Annotated in this window: 17 protein-coding genes and 1 pseudogene; 9 read left to right on the plus strand and 9 right to left on the minus strand. The window is 73.1% G+C overall.

All coding sequences use genetic code 11. The features are described from left to right. The first annotated feature begins 6 nt into the window (after positions 1-6). The 3 genes from ACIQZO_RS10275 to ACIQZO_RS10285 all read left to right on the plus strand — a co-directional run bounded on the left by ACIQZO_RS10275 (position 7) and on the right by ACIQZO_RS10285 (position 2422). Positions 7-1005, plus strand: a complete 999-nt coding sequence (locus ACIQZO_RS10275) for a DUF1996 domain-containing protein (RefSeq protein WP_403622970.1) — start codon at positions 7-9, stop codon at positions 1003-1005. 83 nt (positions 1006-1088) lie between these two features. Further along, complete coding sequence (locus ACIQZO_RS10280; protein WP_403622973.1) at positions 1089-1700, plus strand: sigma-70 family RNA polymerase sigma factor; 612 nt, start codon at positions 1089-1091, stop codon at positions 1698-1700. Beyond that, the gene (locus ACIQZO_RS10285) at positions 1697-2422 is read left to right on the plus strand and encodes a zf-HC2 domain-containing protein (protein WP_403622976.1); all 726 of its coding nucleotides are present in this window, start codon (positions 1697-1699) and stop codon (positions 2420-2422) included. The genes ACIQZO_RS10280 and ACIQZO_RS10285 overlap by 4 nt, the downstream gene beginning before the upstream one ends. Before the next feature lie 397 nt (positions 2423-2819). Here the strand turns inward: ACIQZO_RS10285 and ACIQZO_RS10290 are convergent, their stop codons facing one another. Beyond that, complete coding sequence (locus ACIQZO_RS10290; protein WP_403622979.1) at positions 2820-3551, minus strand: hypothetical protein; 732 nt, start codon at positions 3549-3551, stop codon at positions 2820-2822. A gap of 277 nt (positions 3552-3828) precedes the next feature. On the opposite strand from ACIQZO_RS10290, the gene ACIQZO_RS10295 reads away from it, so the two are divergent. The 4 genes from ACIQZO_RS10295 (at position 3829) to ACIQZO_RS10310 (ending at position 7666) form a co-directional block, all read left to right on the plus strand. Further along, the gene (locus ACIQZO_RS10295) at positions 3829-4737 is read left to right on the plus strand and encodes a RimK family alpha-L-glutamate ligase (RefSeq protein WP_403622981.1); all 909 of its coding nucleotides are present in this window, start codon (positions 3829-3831) and stop codon (positions 4735-4737) included. After that, positions 4734-5567, plus strand: a complete 834-nt coding sequence (locus tag ACIQZO_RS10300) for a RimK family alpha-L-glutamate ligase (protein WP_403622984.1) — start codon at positions 4734-4736, stop codon at positions 5565-5567. The genes ACIQZO_RS10295 and ACIQZO_RS10300 overlap by 4 nt, the downstream gene beginning before the upstream one ends. A 93-nt stretch (positions 5568-5660) precedes the next feature. Continuing rightward, positions 5661-6515, plus strand: a complete 855-nt coding sequence (locus tag ACIQZO_RS10305) for a DMT family transporter (RefSeq protein ID WP_403622987.1) — start codon at positions 5661-5663, stop codon at positions 6513-6515. Positions 6516-6610: 95 nt separating this feature from the next. Then, positions 6611-7666, plus strand: a complete 1056-nt coding sequence (locus ACIQZO_RS10310; RefSeq protein WP_403622990.1) for an alcohol dehydrogenase catalytic domain-containing protein — start codon at positions 6611-6613, stop codon at positions 7664-7666. A gap of 119 nt (positions 7667-7785) precedes the next feature. Here ACIQZO_RS10310 and ACIQZO_RS10315 read toward each other — a convergent pair whose 3' ends face one another. The 8 genes and pseudogenes from ACIQZO_RS10315 to ACIQZO_RS10350 form a co-directional block, all read right to left on the minus strand. Then, positions 7786-8520: an Asp/Glu racemase gene (locus ACIQZO_RS10315; protein WP_403623390.1), complete on the minus strand. Its 735-nt coding sequence runs from the start codon at positions 8518-8520 to the stop codon at positions 7786-7788. 80 nt (positions 8521-8600) lie between these two features. Continuing rightward, positions 8601-9512: a fumarylacetoacetate hydrolase family protein gene (locus ACIQZO_RS10320; protein ID WP_403622993.1), complete on the minus strand. Its 912-nt coding sequence runs from the start codon at positions 9510-9512 to the stop codon at positions 8601-8603. An 18-nt stretch (positions 9513-9530) separates the two neighbouring features. Next, positions 9531-10664, minus strand: coding sequence for a cupin domain-containing protein (locus ACIQZO_RS10325; protein WP_403622996.1), 1134 nt, complete (start codon positions 10662-10664; stop codon positions 9531-9533). Next, positions 10661-11686: a carbon-nitrogen hydrolase family protein gene (locus ACIQZO_RS10330; RefSeq protein WP_403622999.1), complete on the minus strand. Its 1026-nt coding sequence runs from the start codon at positions 11684-11686 to the stop codon at positions 10661-10663. The genes ACIQZO_RS10325 and ACIQZO_RS10330 overlap by 4 nt, the downstream gene beginning before the upstream one ends. Positions 11687-11704: 18 nt before the next feature. Then, positions 11705-14008, minus strand: coding sequence for an FAD-dependent monooxygenase (locus tag ACIQZO_RS10335; RefSeq protein WP_403623002.1), 2304 nt, complete (start codon positions 14006-14008; stop codon positions 11705-11707). After that, entirely contained in the window at positions 13990-14556 is a 567-nt protein-coding gene (locus tag ACIQZO_RS10340; RefSeq protein ID WP_403623393.1) for an acyl-CoA thioesterase, read from the minus strand. The genes ACIQZO_RS10335 and ACIQZO_RS10340 overlap by 19 nt, the downstream gene beginning before the upstream one ends. Continuing rightward, positions 14530-16158, minus strand: a pseudogene (locus tag ACIQZO_RS10345) (AMP-binding protein); the annotation flags it as partial. The pseudogene ACIQZO_RS10345 and the gene ACIQZO_RS10340, both read right to left, overlap by 27 nt. Before the next feature lie 149 nt (positions 16159-16307). Next, positions 16308-16754: an ATP-binding protein gene (locus ACIQZO_RS10350; protein WP_403623005.1), complete on the minus strand. Its 447-nt coding sequence runs from the start codon at positions 16752-16754 to the stop codon at positions 16308-16310. A 289-nt stretch (positions 16755-17043) separates the two neighbouring features. On the opposite strand from ACIQZO_RS10350, the gene ACIQZO_RS10355 reads away from it, so the two are divergent. Together ACIQZO_RS10355 and ACIQZO_RS10360 are read left to right on the plus strand one after the other, a co-directional pair. Then, a complete protein-coding gene (locus tag ACIQZO_RS10355) occupies positions 17044-17997 on the plus strand; it encodes an alpha/beta hydrolase fold domain-containing protein (protein ID WP_403623008.1) in 954 nt (317 codons plus the stop codon). A 118-nt stretch (positions 17998-18115) separates the two neighbouring features. Beyond that, positions 18116-18874 carry a phosphatase PAP2 family protein gene (locus ACIQZO_RS10360; protein WP_403623011.1) on the plus strand — a complete coding sequence of 253 codons (759 nt, stop codon included), beginning with the start codon at positions 18116-18118 and terminating at the stop codon, positions 18872-18874. The last annotated feature ends 74 nt before the right edge of the window (positions 18875-18948 follow it).

Here is an 18948-nt window from a genome sequence, read left to right on the forward strand (position 1 = left end):
ACCGCCATGTGGAAAGAAAACCGGCTGCTCACGCTCGTCATCTGCCTGGTCCTGGGGGGCGGGCTGGTCGCAGCGGTACTGGGAGCGTCGCGGGCGGGCGGGCCGCACACCGGGACGGCGGACGGGCGGCCCGCACCGTCCGACTATGTCGACATACGTGACGTGCCGCGCGCCCCTGCCGCCGCACCCGCCCCGGGGCCCGAGGGGTCGGCCGGCTCGGCGGTCGTGGAGTGCGGCCGCAACGAGCAGCGCCACTACAACGAGGACAATCTGGTGGTCTCCCCGGGCCTGCTCGGCGGCGCGCACCACACGCACGCCTACGTCGGGAACCTCTCCACGAACGCGATGTCGACCGAAGCCTCCCTGGAGGCCGCCGCGACGAGCTGCCGTGGCGGCGACCGGTCCACGTACTACTGGCCCGTCCTGCGGCGACCCGACCGCCCGGGCACGGGCCCGCACGAGGGGTCTGCGGGGCACGGCAACGTCGGCGAGATCCTGCCGGAGGCCTCGGTGGTCGTGGAGTACCGCGGCAACCCGGTGAGCAAGGTCGTGGCGATGCCGCGCTTCCTGCGCGGTATGACGGGCGACGCCGTCGCCCGCACGGCCGACAGCGAGGCCGACGTCCGGGCCCGCTGGGGCTGTGCGGGCTCCCCGGACCGGACCACCACGCGCTATCCGCGCTGTCCCGCGGGAGACCGCGTGACCCGCACCCTGGTCTTCCCGAGTTGCTGGAACGGCCTCGACACCGTCGGCGCCACGCACCGCTCGCACCTGCGCTTCCCCGCCGCGAACGGGGTCTGCCCGAAGGACACCTTCCCGGTGCCCGAACTGCGCCTCTCCCTCGCCTACGAGCTCCCCCCGGGGCTGAACGTGGCGCTCGACTCCTTCCCCGAGCAGCGGCACAGCCCGAAGACCGATCACGCGATGTTCGTGAACGCCATGACCGACCGGCAGATGGCCGCGGTCGTCGGCTGCCTCAACGAGGGCCGCACCTGCCGGACCTGAGTGACGCAGGTCACATGAACCGGACGCGTCCCCGTGGCGTGTTCCGACCGCACCACATATGCGAGGAAGACGGAGAGGGTGAGATGGCCGGACCACTGTGGCCCCGCACTCGGCGGGGCTCGACCGATGAGGCACTGATCAAGTCGGTGTACGAGGAGCACGGCCATGCCCTGCTCGCGTACGCCACCCGGCTCACCGGAGACCGGGCCGCCGCCGAGGACGTCGTCCAGGAGACGCTGATCCGGGCCTGGCGGCACTCCGAGGTGCTGGTCAACGGAAAGGGCTCGGTGCGCGGCTGGCTGCTCACCGTGGCCCGCAACATCATCACCGACCGCTACCGGGCCAAGGCCGCCCGGCCCGCCGAGGTCTCCGGAGCCTCGTCCGCTCCCCCGGTGGAGGCGGACCACGCCGACTCGGTGGTGGACAGCATGACGGTCCTGGGGGCCCTCGATCAGCTGTCGCCGGAACACCGTGACGTACTGAAGGAGTTGTACTACCGGCAGCTCAGTGTCGCGGAGGCGGCCGACAGCCTCGGCATCCCGGCGGGCACGGTCAAATCGCGTTCGCACTACGCCCTCAAGGCGCTGCGCGACGTCTTCAAGAGCGACGGCTTCAGGGACGTCGGCTCCAGAGAAGGAAAACGATCGGGCAGGCCGCCCCAGCAGCCCGCCGGACTGCGTGAGGTGGTGGCATGAACCGGCAGAGGCACGAGGAGGAACTGCTCGGCCCCTACGTACTCGGCGTCCTGGACGCCGAGGAGATCCGCCGGGTCGAGGAACACACGATCGGGTGCGTGCAGTGCCGGGAGGAGGTGGCCGCGTTGCGCGAGATGGAGGCGGCTCTGGGCGAGGTGCCCGACGAGGCGTTCCTCGACGGTCCGCCGCAGGGCGGTGACCTGCTGCTCCAGCGCACCCTGCGGCAGATGCGCGGTGAGCGGGCCGGTGACTCTCGTCGGCGCGCGGGGCTCGCGGGACTGGCGGTGGCCGCCTCACTGGCCGCCGTGTTCTGGGCCGGCACCCAGCTGGGGACGGGCGATTCGGGGGCCGTCGCACTGCCCGCGCCGACCTCCCCGACGGCGACGGCGGACCCCTCGCCGCCGCCCGCCGGGACCAAGGTGCTCTCCGCGACCGATCAGGTCACGGGTGCGCGGATGACCGTGCAGATGACGCCCGCCACGAAGTGGGTGCGGGTGCGCGCTGCGGTCACGGGAGTGCCGCCGGGCGAGCGGTGCCGGCTGGTCGTGGTCTCCAAGAACGGTACGCGCACCACCGCCGGCAGCTGGGTCACCGGAAGCCAGGGGAACGGCTCGAGCAAGGGCGCGGCGCTGGACGGATCGGCGGCCGTGGACCTTGCGGACGTCAGGGCGATCATGGTCGAGAACGAGTCGGGCAAGGCGTTCGTGTCCGTACCGGTCTGACCGGAACGTGACGGAGCCCGGGAGCATATCCAGCTCCCGGGCTCCTGTGTGCCACCCAATTGCGCACACCGGCACGTTTAAGAGTCGCGGATCATTCTTAGATCGACGTGTTCTGCCTTTGAACTACCGCGCCACGAAAGAGGCGCAGAGGGGACTTGAACCCCCATCCATCGATGATCGTCCACGCTCGGTCGATCCGGTGTTCGGCGGCGAATACTGAGACTGGAGCGAGAATCTGAGATTAACGGGGCCGCCTCTACCGGCTTGGGCCACCCCGGCACGTTGTGCCGGGGGAGGGATTCGAACCCCCAACTGACACCCCAAGTTCAGCTTCAACATCAGTTTCAGCTTGCGCTCTCGCGCACCCCCTGCAGACATACAGAGGGAGTCATCGGGGCTACCGGAACAGGTAGCCGAACACCGCGTCCCCGACCCGCTGGTCGCTGACCTCGGCGCTGTTGGCCTCCTCGCGGGCGAACTTGACGGCCTGCTGGAGCTTCTCCACGCGGTCGAGCAGCTCGTTGACCCGCCGGGCGGGCAGCGCACCGGAGAACTTCACGGTCGTCCAGTACCCGACCGGAACGTCCTCGTAGTACACCTCGACCTGCGCCGGGTGCTTCTCGGTGGCCTCGGCCTTCACGTGGTTGCGCGGCACCTTCTTGGTGCGGATGGTGCGCACCGCGTCCGTCTTCCAGGAGTCCGTGGACGGGTCCAGGTTCCAGGATTCGGAGGCGTCCAGCACCGGCAGCTTCCGTACGAAGGTGTGCATGTCCGTGAGCTGCTTCTCCAGGAAGAGCAGGTACGGGACGGGCACCTGCGCGAGCAGGACCGTTCCCTCCACGACGACGTCGGCGGCCGCGGTGCGATTCGCCCAGTCCTTGGTCGCCGTCACGTCGAACAGCCGCGTCAGGGTCCCGGCCGTAGCCCGCAGCACGTCCTCGGCCATGACCTGCACCCGGGTGGACTCGGGCGGCAGTTGCTCGCCCTCCTCGTCCTTGGGCTGGTAGGTCCGGGAGATGCCGGCCAGCAGGGCGGGCTTCTGGACGTCGTGGTGAGCCTGTGTGAGCTCCTGGAGGGACTTGGACTTGACGCCCTTTTCCACTGCGATGATCTGATTCAGCTTCGGCACGCGATCAACCTAGCAGCCGATTGTCCGATCATTCACCGGGATTTCCGGCGCCCGCGCCCGGATCGGCAGCGGGCGCGGCCGCGTTCCACGCCGGCCGGCGCAGCCGCGCCGTCCGCGGACGGCCGCGGCCCCGCGCCTGCTCCGGCCGTCCGGAAAGGGCGGGACGGCAAGCAAGCCCACACGCGGACCGATCATCACATTGCGGTCCATGACATCCTGTGACGTCACAACTCGCCGGACGGTATCGGCGGACGTCCGGGGAATATGGGGAAGGTCCATGAGGCTCTGCTTCCTGGTGGAGGAGCACTACCGCCACGACGGCATGCCGAACGAGGTGATCCGGCAGTTGACCGCGTGGGGGCACCAGGTCGACGTCGTGCGGCCGGGCGGCTCGCTCCTGCGCATGACCGAGGTGGTGGACGCGGGTGCGCACGACGCCTGGGTGCTCAAGACGGTGTCCGGCGGCCCGGGCCTGACGCTGCTCGAAGCCGCCGCCGCGGCCGGGACGACCACCGTCAACGACGCCCGGTCGATCCGGGGCGTACGGGACAAGGCGCTGGCCGCCGCCCTGGGACGCGGCCGGGGGCTCCCGCTGCCGCCCACCTACGCGGTGGCCCGGCCCGAGCTGCTCAGGGAGATCCCGGAGGCGGAGTACCCGCTCGTCGTCAAGCCCGCCGACGGCAGCTCCGGGCGGGCCGTGCACCTGGTGTCCTCGCCGGAGCGGCTGGAGTCGCTGCTGCCCGTGCTCGCGGGCGAGGGCCTGCTCATCGCCCAGCCGTACGTGCCCAACTCGGGCACGGACATCAAGGTGTACGCGGTCGGCGGGGAGCTGTTCGCGACCGAGCGGTGCTCCCCGCTGCACCCGGACCCCTCGGTACGGGAGCGCCGCGTGCCGCTGTCGGCCGAGGTGGCGGCGATCGCCGCCCGGGTGGGGGCGGTCTACGGGCTGGACCTGTACGGCGTGGACGTGCTGCTGGGCCCGGACGGGCCGGTGGTCGTCGACGTGAACGACTTCCCGAGCTTCCGTCAGGTGCCGGACGCGGCGGCCCGGGTGGCGCGCGCGGTCCTCGAGCTGGCCGGCGCGGGCGGCTCCGCGACGCCGCCGCCGACGCCCGTGGCGCTGCCGTACGCGCTGCCCCTGTCGATCCCGGCGCAGGCCTCGATCGTGGGGGGCGACGGCGCGTGAGGATCGGCCTGATCACCCCGGAGCCCGGGCATCCGCTCCTGGCGGCCACCACGGCCCTGCTCGCCCCGGACCACGCGGTCGAAGCCCTCGATCCGGTCCCGCTCGGGGACGCGCCGCTGCCACTGCCGCTGGCCGACGTGTACCTGTTGAAGTCGCGCACGCCCCACGCGCTGGATCTCGCACGGTACCTGGAGCGACACGGGGCGCCGGTGGTGAACTCCGCGGCGGCCACCGCGCTGTGCCAGGACCGTACGCGGATGGCGGAACTCGCCCTGCGGGCCGCACTGCCCTTCGCCGCGACCCGTACCCACGCGTCCCTCTCCGGGTGGGCCGCTTCGGCCCGGCTCGACGCCCCCGTGGTGGTCAAGAGCCGCCTCAGCCGCCGCGGCGACCTCGTCGGCCGCGTCGACGACACGGCACGCCTGCGGGAGTTGGCGCGGGAGTGGCCGCACGAGCCCGTCGTGGTGCAGGAGTACGCGCCCAACAGCGGCTGGGACCACAAGCTCTGGGCGATCGGGGACCAGGTCTTCTCGGCTCTGCGCCGCTCCGAGCTCTCCCCCGGGGGCCGCGGCCCCACCCGCCCCCTGCCCCTGGCCGAACTGCCGTCCGGATGGGCCTCCCTGGTGCGGGAGGTGGGCGCGGTGTTCGCGCTGGACGTCTACGGCGTGGACATCATCGACACGGGCGGCGGGACCCCGCTGATCGTGGACGTCAACGCCTTCCCCGGCATCCGGGGCCAGGCCGGTGCCCCCGAGGCCCTCGCGGCGCTGGCCCTGCGCCGGGCCGCGGAGCGCTGCGAGGAGCGGGCCGAGGAGCGGGCCGAGGGCTGACCGGCAGGTCCGGACGGGGGAAAGCGCGGGGCCCGAGGGCCCCGGCCCGGTGTCGTGGCGCGGACGGGCGGCGGGCACCGTGAGGATCGGGTCATGGGCGTCGTCCTGCCGGTCCTCTTCGCGCTGTTCGCGGCGCTCAGCAACGCACTGGCCACCGTGCTCCAGCGGCGGGCCGCGCTCACCGTGCCGCAGAGCGACGGCTTCCGCTTCGGCCTGGTCCTCGACCTGCTGCGGCGCCCACTGTGGATCGGCGGCATCCTCGCCGTCATCGCGGCCGGGGTCGGGCAGGCCGTGGCACTGGCGACGGGCGCGCTGGCCCTCGTACAGCCCTTGTTCGTGCTGGAGCTGCCGCTCGCGCTGCTGATCGCCTCGCTGGTGACCCGTCAGCGGCTGCCGGGAACACTGTGGCTGGCCGTGGCGGGAGTGGTGGCGGGGCTCGGGCTCGCGCTGGTGGCCGCCTCGCCCGCGGGCAACCGTACGGACGTGCCCGCCGAGCGCTGGGTGGTGGCCCTGGCGGCGTGCGCGGTCGTGGTCGCCCTCCTCGCCGTCGCCGGGCTGCGCCGCCCGCCCGGCCGCGCGCGGGCCGGCTGCCTCGGCGCCGCCACGGCCGTCTGCTACGCGCTCACGGCCGCCCTGATGAAGTCCGCCGTGCACGTCCTCGACGACAGCGGTTTCGTCGCCTTCCTGACCACCTGGGAGACGTACGCCTTCGGGGCGAGCGGCATCTGCGCCCTGCTGCTGCTGGAGCACGCGATGCAGGGCGGTCCGCTGGTCGCCTCGCAGCCCGCGCTGACCCTGGGCGACGCGAGCATCAGCGTCGCGCTGGGCGTGGTCCTGTACGAGGAACACCTGAGGGCGAGTTGGTGGCTCCTCCCCCAGCTGCTGGGGATCGCCCTGATCTGCGCGGGGGTACTGGCCCTGGCCCGGGCCGGTCAGGGCGCGCCCTGACGCACCACCCCCGCCGGCCGGGCAGACCGGCGCAGCCTCGGGAGGCGGTGCGGAGCCGGGTAGCGTGCCGGTCAGTCGAGCGGAGGGCGGGACCCATGCGAGCGGTGGTCTTCGAGCGGTACGGCGAGCGGCCCGAGGTCAGGGAGGTCGCGGAACCGGGTCCGCCGGTGGGCGGGGTGGTGGTGCGGGTGGAGGCCACCGGGCTGTGCCGCAGCGACTGGCACGGCTGGATGGGGCACGACCCGGACATCGTGCTGCCGCACGTCCCCGGGCACGAACTCGCCGGCGTGGTCGAGGCCGTGGGGTCGGGCGTCGCGAACTGGCGGGTCGGCGACCGGGTCACGGCGCCGTTCGTGTGCGCCTGCGGCAGCTGCGCCGACTGCGCGGCCGGCGACCACCAGGTGTGCGCCCGGCAGACGCAGCCCGGATTCACGCACTGGGGGTCCTTCGCCGAGTACGTGGCCCTGGACCACGCCGATGTGAACCTCGTGGCCGTCCCCGAGGAGCTCTCGTACGCGACGGCCGCCGGGCTCGGCTGCCGCTTCGCGACGGCGTTCCGGGCGGTGGTGGCGCAGGGCAGGGTGGCGGCGGGCGAATGGGTGGCCGTGTACGGCTGCGGTGGGGTGGGGCTGTCCGCGGTGATGATCGCGGCGGCGGCCGGGGCCCGGGTGATCGCCGTGGACACGGCGCCGGGGGCACTGGACCTGGCGCGGACGTTCGGCGCCGTGCACGGCGTGGACGCCCGCGACGGCGCCGACACCGCGTGGGCGGTGCGGGAGTTGACCGGCGGGGGCGCGCACCTCTCTCTCGACGCGCTGGGATCGCCGACGACGGCCGCGGCCTCGGTGTCCGGGCTGCGCCGGCGGGGGCGGCACGTGCAGGTGGGGCTGCTGCCGGCGGCCGCCGGCGCGGCGGTGCTGCCGATGGACCGGGTGATCGGCTGGGAGTTGGAGATCCTCGGCAGCCACGGGATGGCGGCGCACGCGTACCCGCCGATGATGGAGCTGGTACGGGGCGGGGTGCTGCGGCCGGACCTGCTCGTCACCTCGACGATCCCGCTCGACGCGGCCCCGGCGGCGCTCGCCGCGATGGGTACGGCTGCAGCGCGCGGGGTCACGATCATCCTGCCGGGAGGGCTCCCGCGGGGCTGAGCTACGATCGCCCGATTCGACGCCGCCGGCGGCACGGGCGGGGACGCCGACCGCGGGTCCCGGTCCGACGTACACACCGCCGCCGCTGCCGTAGCCGTACCGGCCACCGCGGCGTACGGCTAGGCCGGCCGCCCCGGCAGGGGTGTCCGCGCGTACCTGCCCGACAGCAGGTGGCCCGCCCCCGGGGCCACCGCGTCCAGGTCCAGGGCCCGGAGCATCTGGTGGGCGGTGCAGACCGCCGCGGACACCACCGGCTTGCCCAGGAGTTGCTCGGCCTCCTCGATGGCGCCGAGGGAGGGCATCTGCACGCACGCCGAGAGCACGACCGCGTCGGCGTCCGCGTACTCCAGTGCCCGCGCGAGGCCCGGTAGCCGGGCCGGGTCGTGGGCGGCCACGTCGAGGTTGTCGGGGATTTCGAGGGCCTGGTGGTCGAGGACCTCGATGCCCTCGTGCGTGAGGTAGTCCACGACCGTCTGCGTGAGCGGGCGCATGTAGGGGGCCAGCAGCACGATCTTCCGGGCGCCGATGGTGTGCAGCCCGTGGACGAGGGCCCCGGCGCTGGTGACGACGGGCGCCGGGGCGCCGTTCTCGGCGGTGCGGGCGTGCAGCCGCTGCTCCGAGGTGCGGTGGTAGCCGAGGCCCATGCTCATGATCGCGACCAGGCAGGCGTAGCCCAGTACGTCGACCCGGGCGTCGGAGAGCTCCACCGCGCAGCGGTCGGAGTCGGCGTCCATGGCCTTGAGCTGCTCCGGGGTCACATGCGTCATGCGCATCCGGCTGGAGTGGAAGGTGAAGCGCTCATCGGGTACGACTGCCTGGCGGGCCCGGAGGATGGCCGGGACCTCGGTCTCCATGGTGACGTTGGAGCTCGGCACGATCTGGCCGATGCGGTAGGTACGGGGTGACACGGGTGCTCCTCTGTGCGGCTGCGGGGTCAGCGGGCGTCGACGACGGGGTTGCTCAGGGTGCCGATTCCTTCGACCGTGGCCTCGACGATGTCACCGGGGCGCAGGAATTCGGGCGGGACCATGCCGGCGCCGACGCCTGACGGCGAGCCCGTCGCGATGACGTCCCCGGGTTCGAGGGTCATGCCGGAGCTGATGTCGGCGATGAGCCGCGCGATGGGGAAGAGCATGTGCCGGGTGTTCGACTTCTGCTTGGTGACGCCGTTGACGCGCAGCGAGAGGTCGAGGGACATCGGGTCGTGGATCTCGTCGCGGGTCACGACCACCGGGCCGAAGGGGGCGTAGGAGTCCTGGCCCTTGGAGAAGAACCACTGGCCGGAGCGGCGCTGGTCGCGGGCGCTGATGTCGTTGACGATGCTGAAGCCGAAGATGTGGTCGTACGCCTCCTCCTCGCTCACCCGGAAGGCCCTGCGGCCGATGACGACGGCGAGTTCGCACTCCCAGTCCAGCTGGGTGGTCAGGTCGGCGTTGTGCAGGATCGGCGCTCCGGGGCCCGTGACGGCGGTGGCGGGCTTGCCGAAGAGGACCGGGCGCGGCGGCAGGTCCTTGTCGGTGTCGAGGCTGCGGCTGGACTCCTCGACGTGCTCGATGTAGTTGAGTCCCACTCCGATGATCTTGCCGGGGCGCAGGGGTGCGCGCAGGGTCACGCCGTCCGGGCGGTGGACGGCTCCGGCCGGGCGTCCGGCGGGGTCCGCGGCGAGCAGGCTCCGGGCCGCCTCCAGGGCGGCGGGACCCGCCTGGACGAACGACAGCAGGTCGGGCGGGAGTCGTACGCCGGCGTGGTCGGCGAGGACGGCGAGGTCCAGGACCAGGCCGTCGCTCTCCACTCCCAGGCGTTCGGTGGTGCCGTCGGGGCCGTGGGTGAAGGTCAGTACGCGCATGCGGGGGCTCCTCGTGCGTCAGGCGGCGGTGACGGGCTGGGCGGTGACGGGCTGGTGGCCGCCGTGGTCGGGGTACGCCTCTTCCCGGTGGAACCCGAGCGAGCGCATGACGGGGAAGTCGTTGAAGGAGAAGAGGCAGGCGTCCTCGGCCGGGTCGAGGTTGTGGTGCTCGTGCCAGGCCCAGGACGGGACGCAGAAGATGTCGCCCTGCCGCCACTCGAAGCGCTGCCCGGCGATCACCGAGACGCCGCGGCCCTTGGCCGCCGTGTAGATCACCGAGCCGGTGTGGCGGTGGGCGAGGGTGGCCTGGCCCGGGCGCAGCAGCTGCATGTGGGCGCCCATGGTGGGCATGACCGGGCCGCCCGTCACCGGGTTGGTGTACTCCGCGATGATCCCGTCGTACGGGGACCCCTCGCTCGCCCTCGCGAGGCCCAGCAGGGCCTCGTAGGTGGGCTCCCAGGGGTAGGCGAGCAGCGGGGAGTAGGGCCGGGCCCACTTCTGCGCGCCGTACGGCAGGAGGTTCGCCGCGTAGGTCAGGACCGAGGAGTTGATGACCTTTCCGGGGGTCTGGTACAGCTCGGGGTGGACCTCGTAGAACCCGGCGTCCAGGGCGTTGACCAGGGGGATGTCGAGTCCGTCCTGCCAGATGACCGGGGCGTCGTCGGCGTCGTTGCCGTGCTCGTGCCAGGTCCCGTTGGGGGTGATCGCGAAGTCTCGGGGGCCGACCTTGAGCTTCTGGCCGTCCACGACGGTCCACGCTCCGGTGCCCTCGTGCACGAAGCGCAGGGCCGCGGCCTGGTGGCGGTGGGCGGTCATGGCCTCGCCGGGGCCCATGATCTGCAGCCCGGTGTAGAGGAGTCCGGCGGCGGCGCTGACGTCCTTACGGCCCGGGTTGACGAGCATGACGACCCGGCGGCCGGCGTCGTCGCCCTTGACCAGGCCGAGGGCCTTGTGGACCAGGGGGCGCAGGTCCGCGTAGCGCCAGAGCACGGGAACGGACCGGGGCTGCGGGTACCAGGGCTCGATGTCGTTGGCGACGGTCCACAGCGCGCCCGCGTCGAGGGTGGCGAGCTCCTCGTAGTAACGCTCGAGTTCCGGGGTGTCGCACACGCGGGCGCGGCCGAGCTTGGTGTCGTCCTGCTCGATGGTCATACGTCCTCCTCGGGAGCGGCGGGAGCGAGCGGCGCCGCGGTGGGCGCGGTGGGCGGCGCGGTGAAGGTGACCGGCGGCCTGGGCCGGTTGTCCACTTCGAGGCGGAAGACGTCGAAGCGGTTGTAGTGGCCGACGATGTCGTGCATCTGCTTGGGCTGGATGCACCGGGCGAGGTCGATCTCCCCGTAGACGATGCCCTCCTCGTCGACGAGGGGTTCGGTGACCGGGCGGCCGTCGGGGCCGAAGATCCCGGACAGGGCGCTGCGGGGGCGGGTGAACTGCGCCCGCAGCTCCTCGTCGTCCCCGGCGACGGCGTCCACGATCTCCGGGGAGACGGTCGAACAGGCGACGACGGAGAAGACCTTGCCCTCGAAGCTGTGGGCGGCGGTACGGACGGCGATCGCGTCGGCCATGTCGTAGTCGGCGGGGGCCACGGGCAGCGCGATGTAGCAGGAGGCGTGGACGAGTTCGCCCTGTGCGAGGAGGGCGAAGCGGGCGAGGGTGTTGGTGTTCTCGCCGCAGGCCAGCGCGCCGAGGGGGCCGACGGGGGTGTCGTGGACGACCAGCGAGCTGCCGTCGCCGCCGGTCCAGGTGAGCTTCTCGGCCCAGGTCGGCACCAGCTTGCGGTGCACTCCGAGGAGTTCGCCGTCGGGCCCGATGGTGAGCAGGGTGTTGTAGAGGACTCCGAGGCTGTGCGGGACGCGCTCGTTGACCCCGATGACGAGGACGACGCCGTGCCGGCGGGCCGCCGCGCGCAGCCGGTCGACGTGCGGGCCGGGGATGTCGACGGAGGCGCGCTGGAGCCGCTCGAACCAGGGCGATCCCTGGACCGGGTTCATCGTCCAGTTCCAGTAGGGGTACCCGGGGACGAACACCTCCGGGAAGACGACGAGTTCGGCGCCGCCCGCCGCGGCCTCGGCGATCAGGGTGACGGCCTTGTCGACGGTGGCGGCGGGGTCGAGGTAGACGGGCGCGGCCTGGACGGCCGCTGCTGTGAAGCGGGGCAGGTGGTCCCTGTCCATGTGCGTGGGCACCTCCGGCTATCGGTGGGCGGGAACCGCTGCGCGGGGCAGCCAGCGGCGGTGGACGGATACGGCGGGCCGGCGCAGGAGTTCCAGGCGCGGCGGGATCCGGTCGGTGCGGGCCGACGGGGGCCGCCCGCTGCCCGCCCGCCAGGCGCGTGCCCAGGGCGCGGCCGGGCCCTGGTAGCCCTGGGCGGCCGCCGCGTGCAGGGTCCACAGGGGGTCGTGGAGCTGGGCGCGGCCCACACCGCACAGGTCGGCCCGGCCGGCCAGGAGGATCGAGTTGACGTCGTCGTAGGTGGAGATCGCGCCGACGGCGATGGTGGGGACCCCGGTGGCGTTGCGGATGAGGTCGGCGTACGGGGTCTGGTAGCTGCGGCCGTAGCGGGGCTGCTCGTGGGCGACGACCTCACCGGTGGACACGTCGATGGCATCGGCGCCCGCCTCGGCGAGCGCGCCCGCGATCCGGACGGCGTCGGCCTCGGTGGTGCCGCCCTCGGCCCAGTCGGCTGCGGAGATCCGTACGAGCAGTGCCTTGCCGGCCGGCCACACCTCCCTTACGGCGCGCAGCACTTCGAGCGGCAGCCGGAGCCGGCCGGCCAGGTCGCCACCGTACTCGTCGGTGCGGCGGTTGGTCAGCGGGGACAGGAAGCCGGAGAGCAGGTGCCCGTGCCCGTACTGGAGTTCCAGTACGTCGAAGCCGGCCCGGTCGGCCCGCCGGGCCGCGCTCGTGAAGTCCCTTACGAGCGCGTCCATATCGGCCCGGTCGGCCTCGCGCGGTACGGGGCCCCGCTCGTCCCAGGGCAGGGCCGAGGCGGCGACCGGCTGCCCGCCGCCGTGGGCGGCCGCGCGGCGGCCGGCGTGCGTGAGCTGGATGCCGAGGCAGGTGTCGGACTGGCCGTGGACGAAGTCGGTGATGCGCCGCCAGGCTGCCCCCTGCTCGTCGTTCCACAGGCCGGGGCATCCGGGGGTGGCCCGGCCGTCGGCGCTGACGGCCGTCATTCCGGCGAGGACCAGCCCGGCCCCGCCGATGGCCTGCGTGCTGAGGTGGACGAGGTCGAAGTCGCCGGGGATCCCCTCGCGCGCGGTGTGCAGGGCGGTGGGCGGTACGACGACCCGGTTGCGCAGCAGCAGTCCGCCGAGCGGGTAGGGCCGGAACATCGGCGGGACGGTCGAGGCGCGGTTGACCGCAGTGGTGAAGCCCTCGTCGCGCACGCGCAGGTTGTCGTAGGTGACGCGGCGGCTGCGGGTGAGGAGGTTGAAGGCGAACTGGTGCGGGTCCTGGCCGGTGTAACGGTCGATGTGCTCGAACCACTCCAGGCTGGCCTGGGCCGCGCGCTGGGTGGACTCCACCACCGGCCTGCGCTCCTCCTCGTAGGCGGCGAGCGCGGTCGGCACGTCCGGGTGTTCGTGCAGGCTGGCGGCCAGGACGAGGGCGTCCTCCATGGCGAGCTTGGTGCCGGAGCCGATGGAGAAGTGCGCGGTGTGGGCGGCGTCGCCGAGCAGGACGACGTTCTCGTGCCGCCAGGTGCGGTTGCGGACCGTGGTGAAGCGCAGCCACTTGGAGTTGTTCGGGATGAGGCGGTGGCCGTCGAGGTGGCCGGCGAGGAGTTCCTCGCAGCGCCGGATGCTGTCCTCGTCGCTGGTGCCGGGCGGATGGTCGCGGTCGGCGAACTCCTCGAAACCGGCGCGCCGCCACGCGTCCTGCGCCATCTCCACGATGAAGGTGGAGCGGGTGGCGTCGTAGGGGTACGCGTGCACCTGGAGGGTGCCGAAGTCCTGCTCGTCGACGATGAAGGTGAAGGCCTCGAAGACCTTGTCCGTGCCGAGCCACATGTAGCGGCCGGCACGCTCGTCGAGGTCGGTCCCGAAGGTGTCGGCGTAGGCGGCGCGGGTGGCCGACCGTACTCCGTCGCAGGCCACCACCAGGTCGTAGGTGGCGGCGAGTTCGGCCGCGGGCGGGGCCTGGGTGCGGTAGCGGACGTCCACCTGCAGGGCGGCGCAGCGCTGCTGGAGGATCCGCAGGAGGTGCTGGCGGCCGAGGGCGGCGAAGCCGTGGCCGCCCGAGGTGAGGGTGCCGCCGCGGTAGCGGACGTCGATGTCGGCCCAGCGGGCGAACTCGGCCGACATCGCCTCGTGGATCTCGCGGTCGGCCTGGGCGATGCCGTCGAGGGTCTCGTCGGAGAAGACGACCCCGAAGCCGAAGGTGTCGTCAGGGGCGTTGCGTTCCCAGACGGTGACCTCCCAGTGCGGGGAGAGCTGCTTGGCGAGGGCCGCGAAGTACAGTCCGCCGGGCCCTCCTCCTATGACTGCGACGCGCACGGCGTGCCTCCTGGTGCTTGCGCGGTGGTGAGTAGTTCCGGTTGCTGCGGTCCGGCCGTGCCCAGCAGTTCCCGTACCTCTGCGGGCCAGGGGGTCGACCCGGTCGCGTGGGCGGCCGAGTGGGCGATGACCATGCGGCCGGTGGCCGCCTCGCCGCCCTGTGCGCCGCGTACGGTGAAGGCGTAGTGCAGGGAGGCCGTGCCGACCTTGGTGACCTTCAGCTCGGTGCGCACGGCCTCCCCGAACCAGAGCCGGGCCCGGTAGTCCGCCTCGAAGTGGACCCGGGGCGTGCTGCCGAACAGGTGCGACAGCCCGAGGCGGTGGAGCAGGACGGCCTCGGCCGCCTCGACCCAGCGCACGACGGTGGAGTGGTGGTAGTGGCCGGCGGCGTCGGTGTCGGTCCACTCGACGCGGCGTTCGACGACGACACCGGTCGGCTCGGGGGGCCCGGGGGTGACGGCCCGGGCGGGAGCCGGGGCGGGAGCCGTGGCGGGCGCCCGGGCGGCGTCGGGCGCCGGGGCGCCGTCGGCCCGGGCGCGGTCGCGCAGTTCACCGCGCCGGAGCTTGCCGGTGCCGGTGCGCGGGAGTGCGCCGACGAACTCGACGGCACGCGGGTACTTGTACGGGGCGATGGCCTGCTTGACGTGGGACTGGAGCGCGCGGACGGTCGAACCGTCCGCCGGGATGCCCGCGCCCAGCACCACGTACGCCTTGACGAGCATGCCGCGCCGGGCGTCCGGGGCACCGACGACCGCGCACTCCTCGACGTACGGGTGGGTGGCGAGGGCCTTTTCGACCTCGGGGCCCGAGATGTTGTAGCCGGAGGAGACGATCATGTCGTCGCTGCGGGCGACGTACCAGAAGTAGCCCTCCGCATCGCGGATGTAGGTGTCGCCGGTGACGTTCCAGCCGTTCCTGACATACGAGGCCTGGCGCGGGTCCGAGAGGTAGCGGCAGCCGGTGGGACCGGTGACCGCGAGCAGGCCGGGCTGCCCGTCGGGGACCGGATCGCCGTGCTCGTCGACCACGGCGGCGCGGTAGCCGGGGACGGGACGGCCCGTGGCACCCGGCCGGATGTCCTCGTCCGCCGCGGAGATGAAGACGTGCAGCATCTCGGTGGCCCCGATGCCGTCGATGATGCGCAGGCCCGTGGCGGCGTGGAACTCGTGCCACACGGCGGCCGGGAGCGGTTCGCCGGCGGACACGCAGCGGCGCAGCCCGGCCAGCCGGTCCACCGCCCCGGCCTCCATGATCGCGCGGTAGGCCGTGGGCGCGGTGAACAGCACGGTCACCTTGTGCTCCGCGACCAGCTCGGCCAGCCGCAGCGGGGCCGCCTGCTCCAGCAGCAGGGTCGCGGCCCCGACGTGGAGTGGGAAGACCACGAGCCCGCCGAGCCCGAAGGTGAAGGCGAGTGGTGGTGTGCCGGTGAACACGTCGTCCGGGCGGGGCTTGAGGACGTGCCGGGAGAAGGTGTCGGCGTTGGCCAGGACATCGCGGTGGAAGTGCAGGGTCGCCTTCGGGGCTCCGGTCGTACCGGAGGTGAAGGCGATCAGCGCCACGTCGTCCGCGGCCGTGACCACGGTGTCGAACCGGCCGTTCTTGGTCGCGCACCGCGCGACCAGGTCCGCCGGTCCGGGGCCCCCGTAGGTGAGGACAGGCAGCTCGGGCAGCCCGGGGCGGTGGCCCGCGTCGAGTTCCTCGGCGTAGCGGTGGTCGCACAGGGCGAGCGAGGGCCGGCTGATGTCGGTGAGCTCGGCGAGTTCTCCGGCGCGCAGCAGCGGCATGGTCGTGACGGCGACGCCGCCGGCCTTCAGGACGCCGAACCAGGCGGCGACGAGCCAGGGGTTGTTGGGACCGCGCAGCAGGACGCGGTTGCCCGGCAGGAGTCCGAAGTCCTCCGTGAGCACCTGGGCGACCTGGTTGGCGCGGTGCTGCAGTTCGCCGTAGGTCCAGCGCTCGGTCGGGGTGAGCAGACAGGGGCGGTCGGGGCCGTGCCGCTCGACGGCGTCGTCGAGCAGGCGCCGGGCGCAGTTGAGTCTGTCCGGGTACTCCAACTCCGGTAGATCGAAGTGGAGTTCGGGCCAGAGGGCGGAGGGCGGAAGCCGATCACGACAGAACGGGTCGGCATACGCGGAAGGGGAGAGCTCCATGGGGCGGCACCTCAATCAGGGAGCAGCGGGGAGATGAGTGCAAGATATGTCGAATATTTGTCGTCCGTCAACATTTCGCGATATCGCACTGCGTCCAGGGCCCCGCCGACCCTCCCCCGGGCGACCCGGAACGCCCGGCGGATCGCGACTCAGGGAGCCGGGACGCACACCCGGACCGACTTGCCGAACTCATGTGCCACGAAGGAGAGTTCGCCGCCCAGCTCGGCCGTCAGCAGCTGCACCATCAGCAGCCCGCGGCCGCCCTCGCACTCCAGGTCGACCTCCGCACGGGGAGCGGGCAGCCGCGGCAGGCCGGGCCCCCGGTCGGCGACCTCCAGCCGCAGCCAGCCGCCGCCCACCGCCACGGCGACCCGCATCCGTCCGGCGCCGCCGCCGGCGTGCCGGACGACATTGCCGACGAGTTCACTGACGGCCAGCAGCAGGGCGTCGGCCGCCTCGGCCGGGACCCGCCAGCCGTCGAGGGTGGCGCGCACACGGGACCTGACCTGCGGAACACTCGCGGCGTCCGGGTCCGCGACCCAGCGGACGTAGCTTCGGACCGCGGGAACCGCAGGGGTGTCGGCGAGGGTGAGCATGACGTGCTCCCGGAGGGGAAAGGCGACGGCGCCACTGGAGCAGCTCGTGTTACCGATCCGGAAACTGGATCGTTCCTGGGCTTGTGGTCAGCGGAAATGCGTCGCTAGAGTCCTTGATTACACGTGTAACACGCTACGCCTCCCCCGATGGCTCGCGCAAGCATTTCGGACAAACGACGCGAAGCCTTCGACCGCCCCACCGGGCCGTCGCACCACAGGACCACCGGGCGGCAGGACCACCGCGCCATCGGGCGCAGGGCCGCCGCCGAACCTTTCTGGAAGGGCCGCAATGACGCAATCTCCTCCCGCCGAGATCGACATCGCCGACATGACCTGGCCACCGCCGCCGTACCGCTCCCCCGTCGCGCCCGTCGAGGGCACGGACGGCGTGCGCCGCTTCGACGGGATCACCTACGCGACCACGCCCGGCTACCGCCCGCGGCTGCTCGACGTCCAGGTGCCCGCCGGCGAGGGCCCGTTCCCGGCGGTCGTGTGGATCCACGGCGGCGGCTGGCTGGACGGCGACCGACGCTACCCGCCGCCGACCGTGCCCGCCGCACTGCTGCACGGGGCCGTACTGGGGGCCGGGCTCGCGCTCGTCTCCATCGACTACCGGCACAGCCTCGAGGCGCCCTTCCCGGCCCAGCTGCACGACGTGAAGGCCGCGATCCGCTACGTCCGCACGTTCGCCGGCGCCCTCGGCATCGACCCGGACCGGATCGGCGTCTGGGGCGAGTCCGCGGGCGGTCACCTCGCCGCGCTCGCCGGCCTCGTCGGCCCCGACAGCCCGCAGGGCGCGGCGCTGGAGGGCGCGCAGGGCGTCGGCTCCGGTGACACCGGGGTCCGCGCGGTCGTCGACTGGTACGGCGTCTCCGACCTCGTGACCCTGTCGGAGCACCCCATGCCGGCCATGCCCACCGCCGGGGAGTTCCCCGATCCCTACGAGGCCCTGCTCGGCGCCACCGTCACCGAGCGGCCGGACCTGGCGCGGGCCGCGAGCCCGGTGACGTACGCGGAGGGAGCGAATCCGCCGCCGTTCCTGCTGGTCCACGGGACGCACGACGGCCTGGTCCCGTACAGCCAGAGCGAGGCCCTCGCCGCGGCCCTGACGAGCGCCGGGGGCCAGGTCACCCTGCAGCCCGTGGAGGGCGCCGACCACATCTTCCTCGGCTCTTGCGAGATCCCCGCCATCGTCGAGGGGGGCGTGGCCTTCCTGGCCCGTCACCTCGGCGCGCGGGCCTGACGACCCCGCCGGTCACCCCTGGTTCCACCGCGGGGGCGCGACCCCGCCGGCCGCGCCCCCGCGTTCCCTTCACAGCACACCCGGCCGCGGGCCCCGCCGCGGTCACGAGAGGCAAGCCATGTCCGGCAACCCGACCACCGCATCCCCCGACAGACGGCGCAGACCCCACCGGGCCGGTGGCGGCGAGAGCCGCGCCGAGTCCGGTGCGCCGCGCAGCCGCGGCGTCCTCATAGCGGCGCTCCTGCTGCTGGCCGCCGCCGTGGCGCCGGCCCTCGTCGTACGGTCCGACGTCACACATTCCCCCTTCCAGGGGCTGGACGACCGCTGGCTGATCTGGATGGGCGGCCCCCACGAGGGGATCTACCAGGCCGCGGCCATGGCCTTGAACCTGATCGGCGGTCCGGTCGGCGCCCTGATCCCGCTGTCCCTGCTGGTCCTGCTGCTCGTCCGGCGGCGCTGGGTCTGCGCCTGCTTCCTGCTCGCCGCCAACCTCGGCGGCAACATGCTCGTCATCCAGGGCCTCAAGCACCTGGTGGACCGGCCGCGCCCGGCCCATCCACTGGTCCGCGTCGACCACGGCTCCTTCCCGTCCGGCCACGCAGCCACGGCGGCGCTGCTGGTCGTGCTTCTCGGGGTGCTCCTGGTCCCGGCCGCCCGGCGACGGGCCTGGTGGATCGGGGGCACGGCCTTCACGCTGGCCATGATGTGGAGCCGTACCTGGCTGCACGCGCACTGGCTCAGCGACACGGTGGCCGGGGCCGCGGCGGGCGCGGGGGTGGGACTGCTGGCGTGGTGGCTCTTCCACCCGGCGCTCGCCCGGGAACGTGCTCGCGCCCACGACCGCCGGGGGGCGGCCGCGGGCGCGGGCACGGCCTGACCGAACGGGGGTCTGCCCGGCCCGTGCGGCGGGCCGGGCAGACCCCCGCTCCCATGACCAGGAAGCCCGCAGAG

Source organism: Streptomyces sp. NPDC097617 (assembly GCF_044761485.1).
GTDB lineage: Bacteria > Actinomycetota > Actinomycetes > Streptomycetales > Streptomycetaceae > Streptomyces.

Excerpts from the sequence above, each read along its gene's own strand:
- ACIQZO_RS10305 (WP_403622987.1), top strand. The coding sequence starts at position 5,661 with ATGGGCGTCGTCCTGCCGGTCCTCTTCGCGCTGTTCGCGGCGCTCAGC.
- ACIQZO_RS10310 (WP_403622990.1), top strand. The coding sequence starts at position 6,611 with ATGCGAGCGGTGGTCTTCGAGCGGTACGGCGAGCGGCCCGAGGTCAGG.
- ACIQZO_RS10350 (WP_403623005.1), bottom strand. The coding sequence starts at position 16,754 with ATGCTCACCCTCGCCGACACCCCTGCGGTTCCCGCGGTCCGAAGCTAC.
- ACIQZO_RS10355 (WP_403623008.1), top strand. The coding sequence starts at position 17,044 with ATGACGCAATCTCCTCCCGCCGAGATCGACATCGCCGACATGACCTGG.
- ACIQZO_RS10315 (WP_403623390.1), bottom strand. The coding sequence starts at position 8,520 with ATGGAGACCGAGGTCCCGGCCATCCTCCGGGCCCGCCAGGCAGTCGTA.
- ACIQZO_RS10320 (WP_403622993.1), bottom strand. The coding sequence starts at position 9,512 with ATGCGCGTACTGACCTTCACCCACGGCCCCGACGGCACCACCGAACGC.
- ACIQZO_RS10360 (WP_403623011.1), top strand. The coding sequence starts at position 18,116 with ATGTCCGGCAACCCGACCACCGCATCCCCCGACAGACGGCGCAGACCC.
- ACIQZO_RS10295 (WP_403622981.1), top strand. The coding sequence starts at position 3,829 with ATGAGGCTCTGCTTCCTGGTGGAGGAGCACTACCGCCACGACGGCATG.
- ACIQZO_RS10325 (WP_403622996.1), bottom strand. The coding sequence starts at position 10,664 with ATGACCATCGAGCAGGACGACACCAAGCTCGGCCGCGCCCGCGTGTGC.
- ACIQZO_RS10285 (WP_403622976.1), top strand. The coding sequence starts at position 1,697 with ATGAACCGGCAGAGGCACGAGGAGGAACTGCTCGGCCCCTACGTACTC.
- ACIQZO_RS10280 (WP_403622973.1), top strand. The coding sequence starts at position 1,089 with ATGGCCGGACCACTGTGGCCCCGCACTCGGCGGGGCTCGACCGATGAG.
- ACIQZO_RS10275 (WP_403622970.1), top strand. The coding sequence starts at position 7 with ATGTGGAAAGAAAACCGGCTGCTCACGCTCGTCATCTGCCTGGTCCTG.
- ACIQZO_RS10330 (WP_403622999.1), bottom strand. The coding sequence starts at position 11,686 with ATGGACAGGGACCACCTGCCCCGCTTCACAGCAGCGGCCGTCCAGGCC.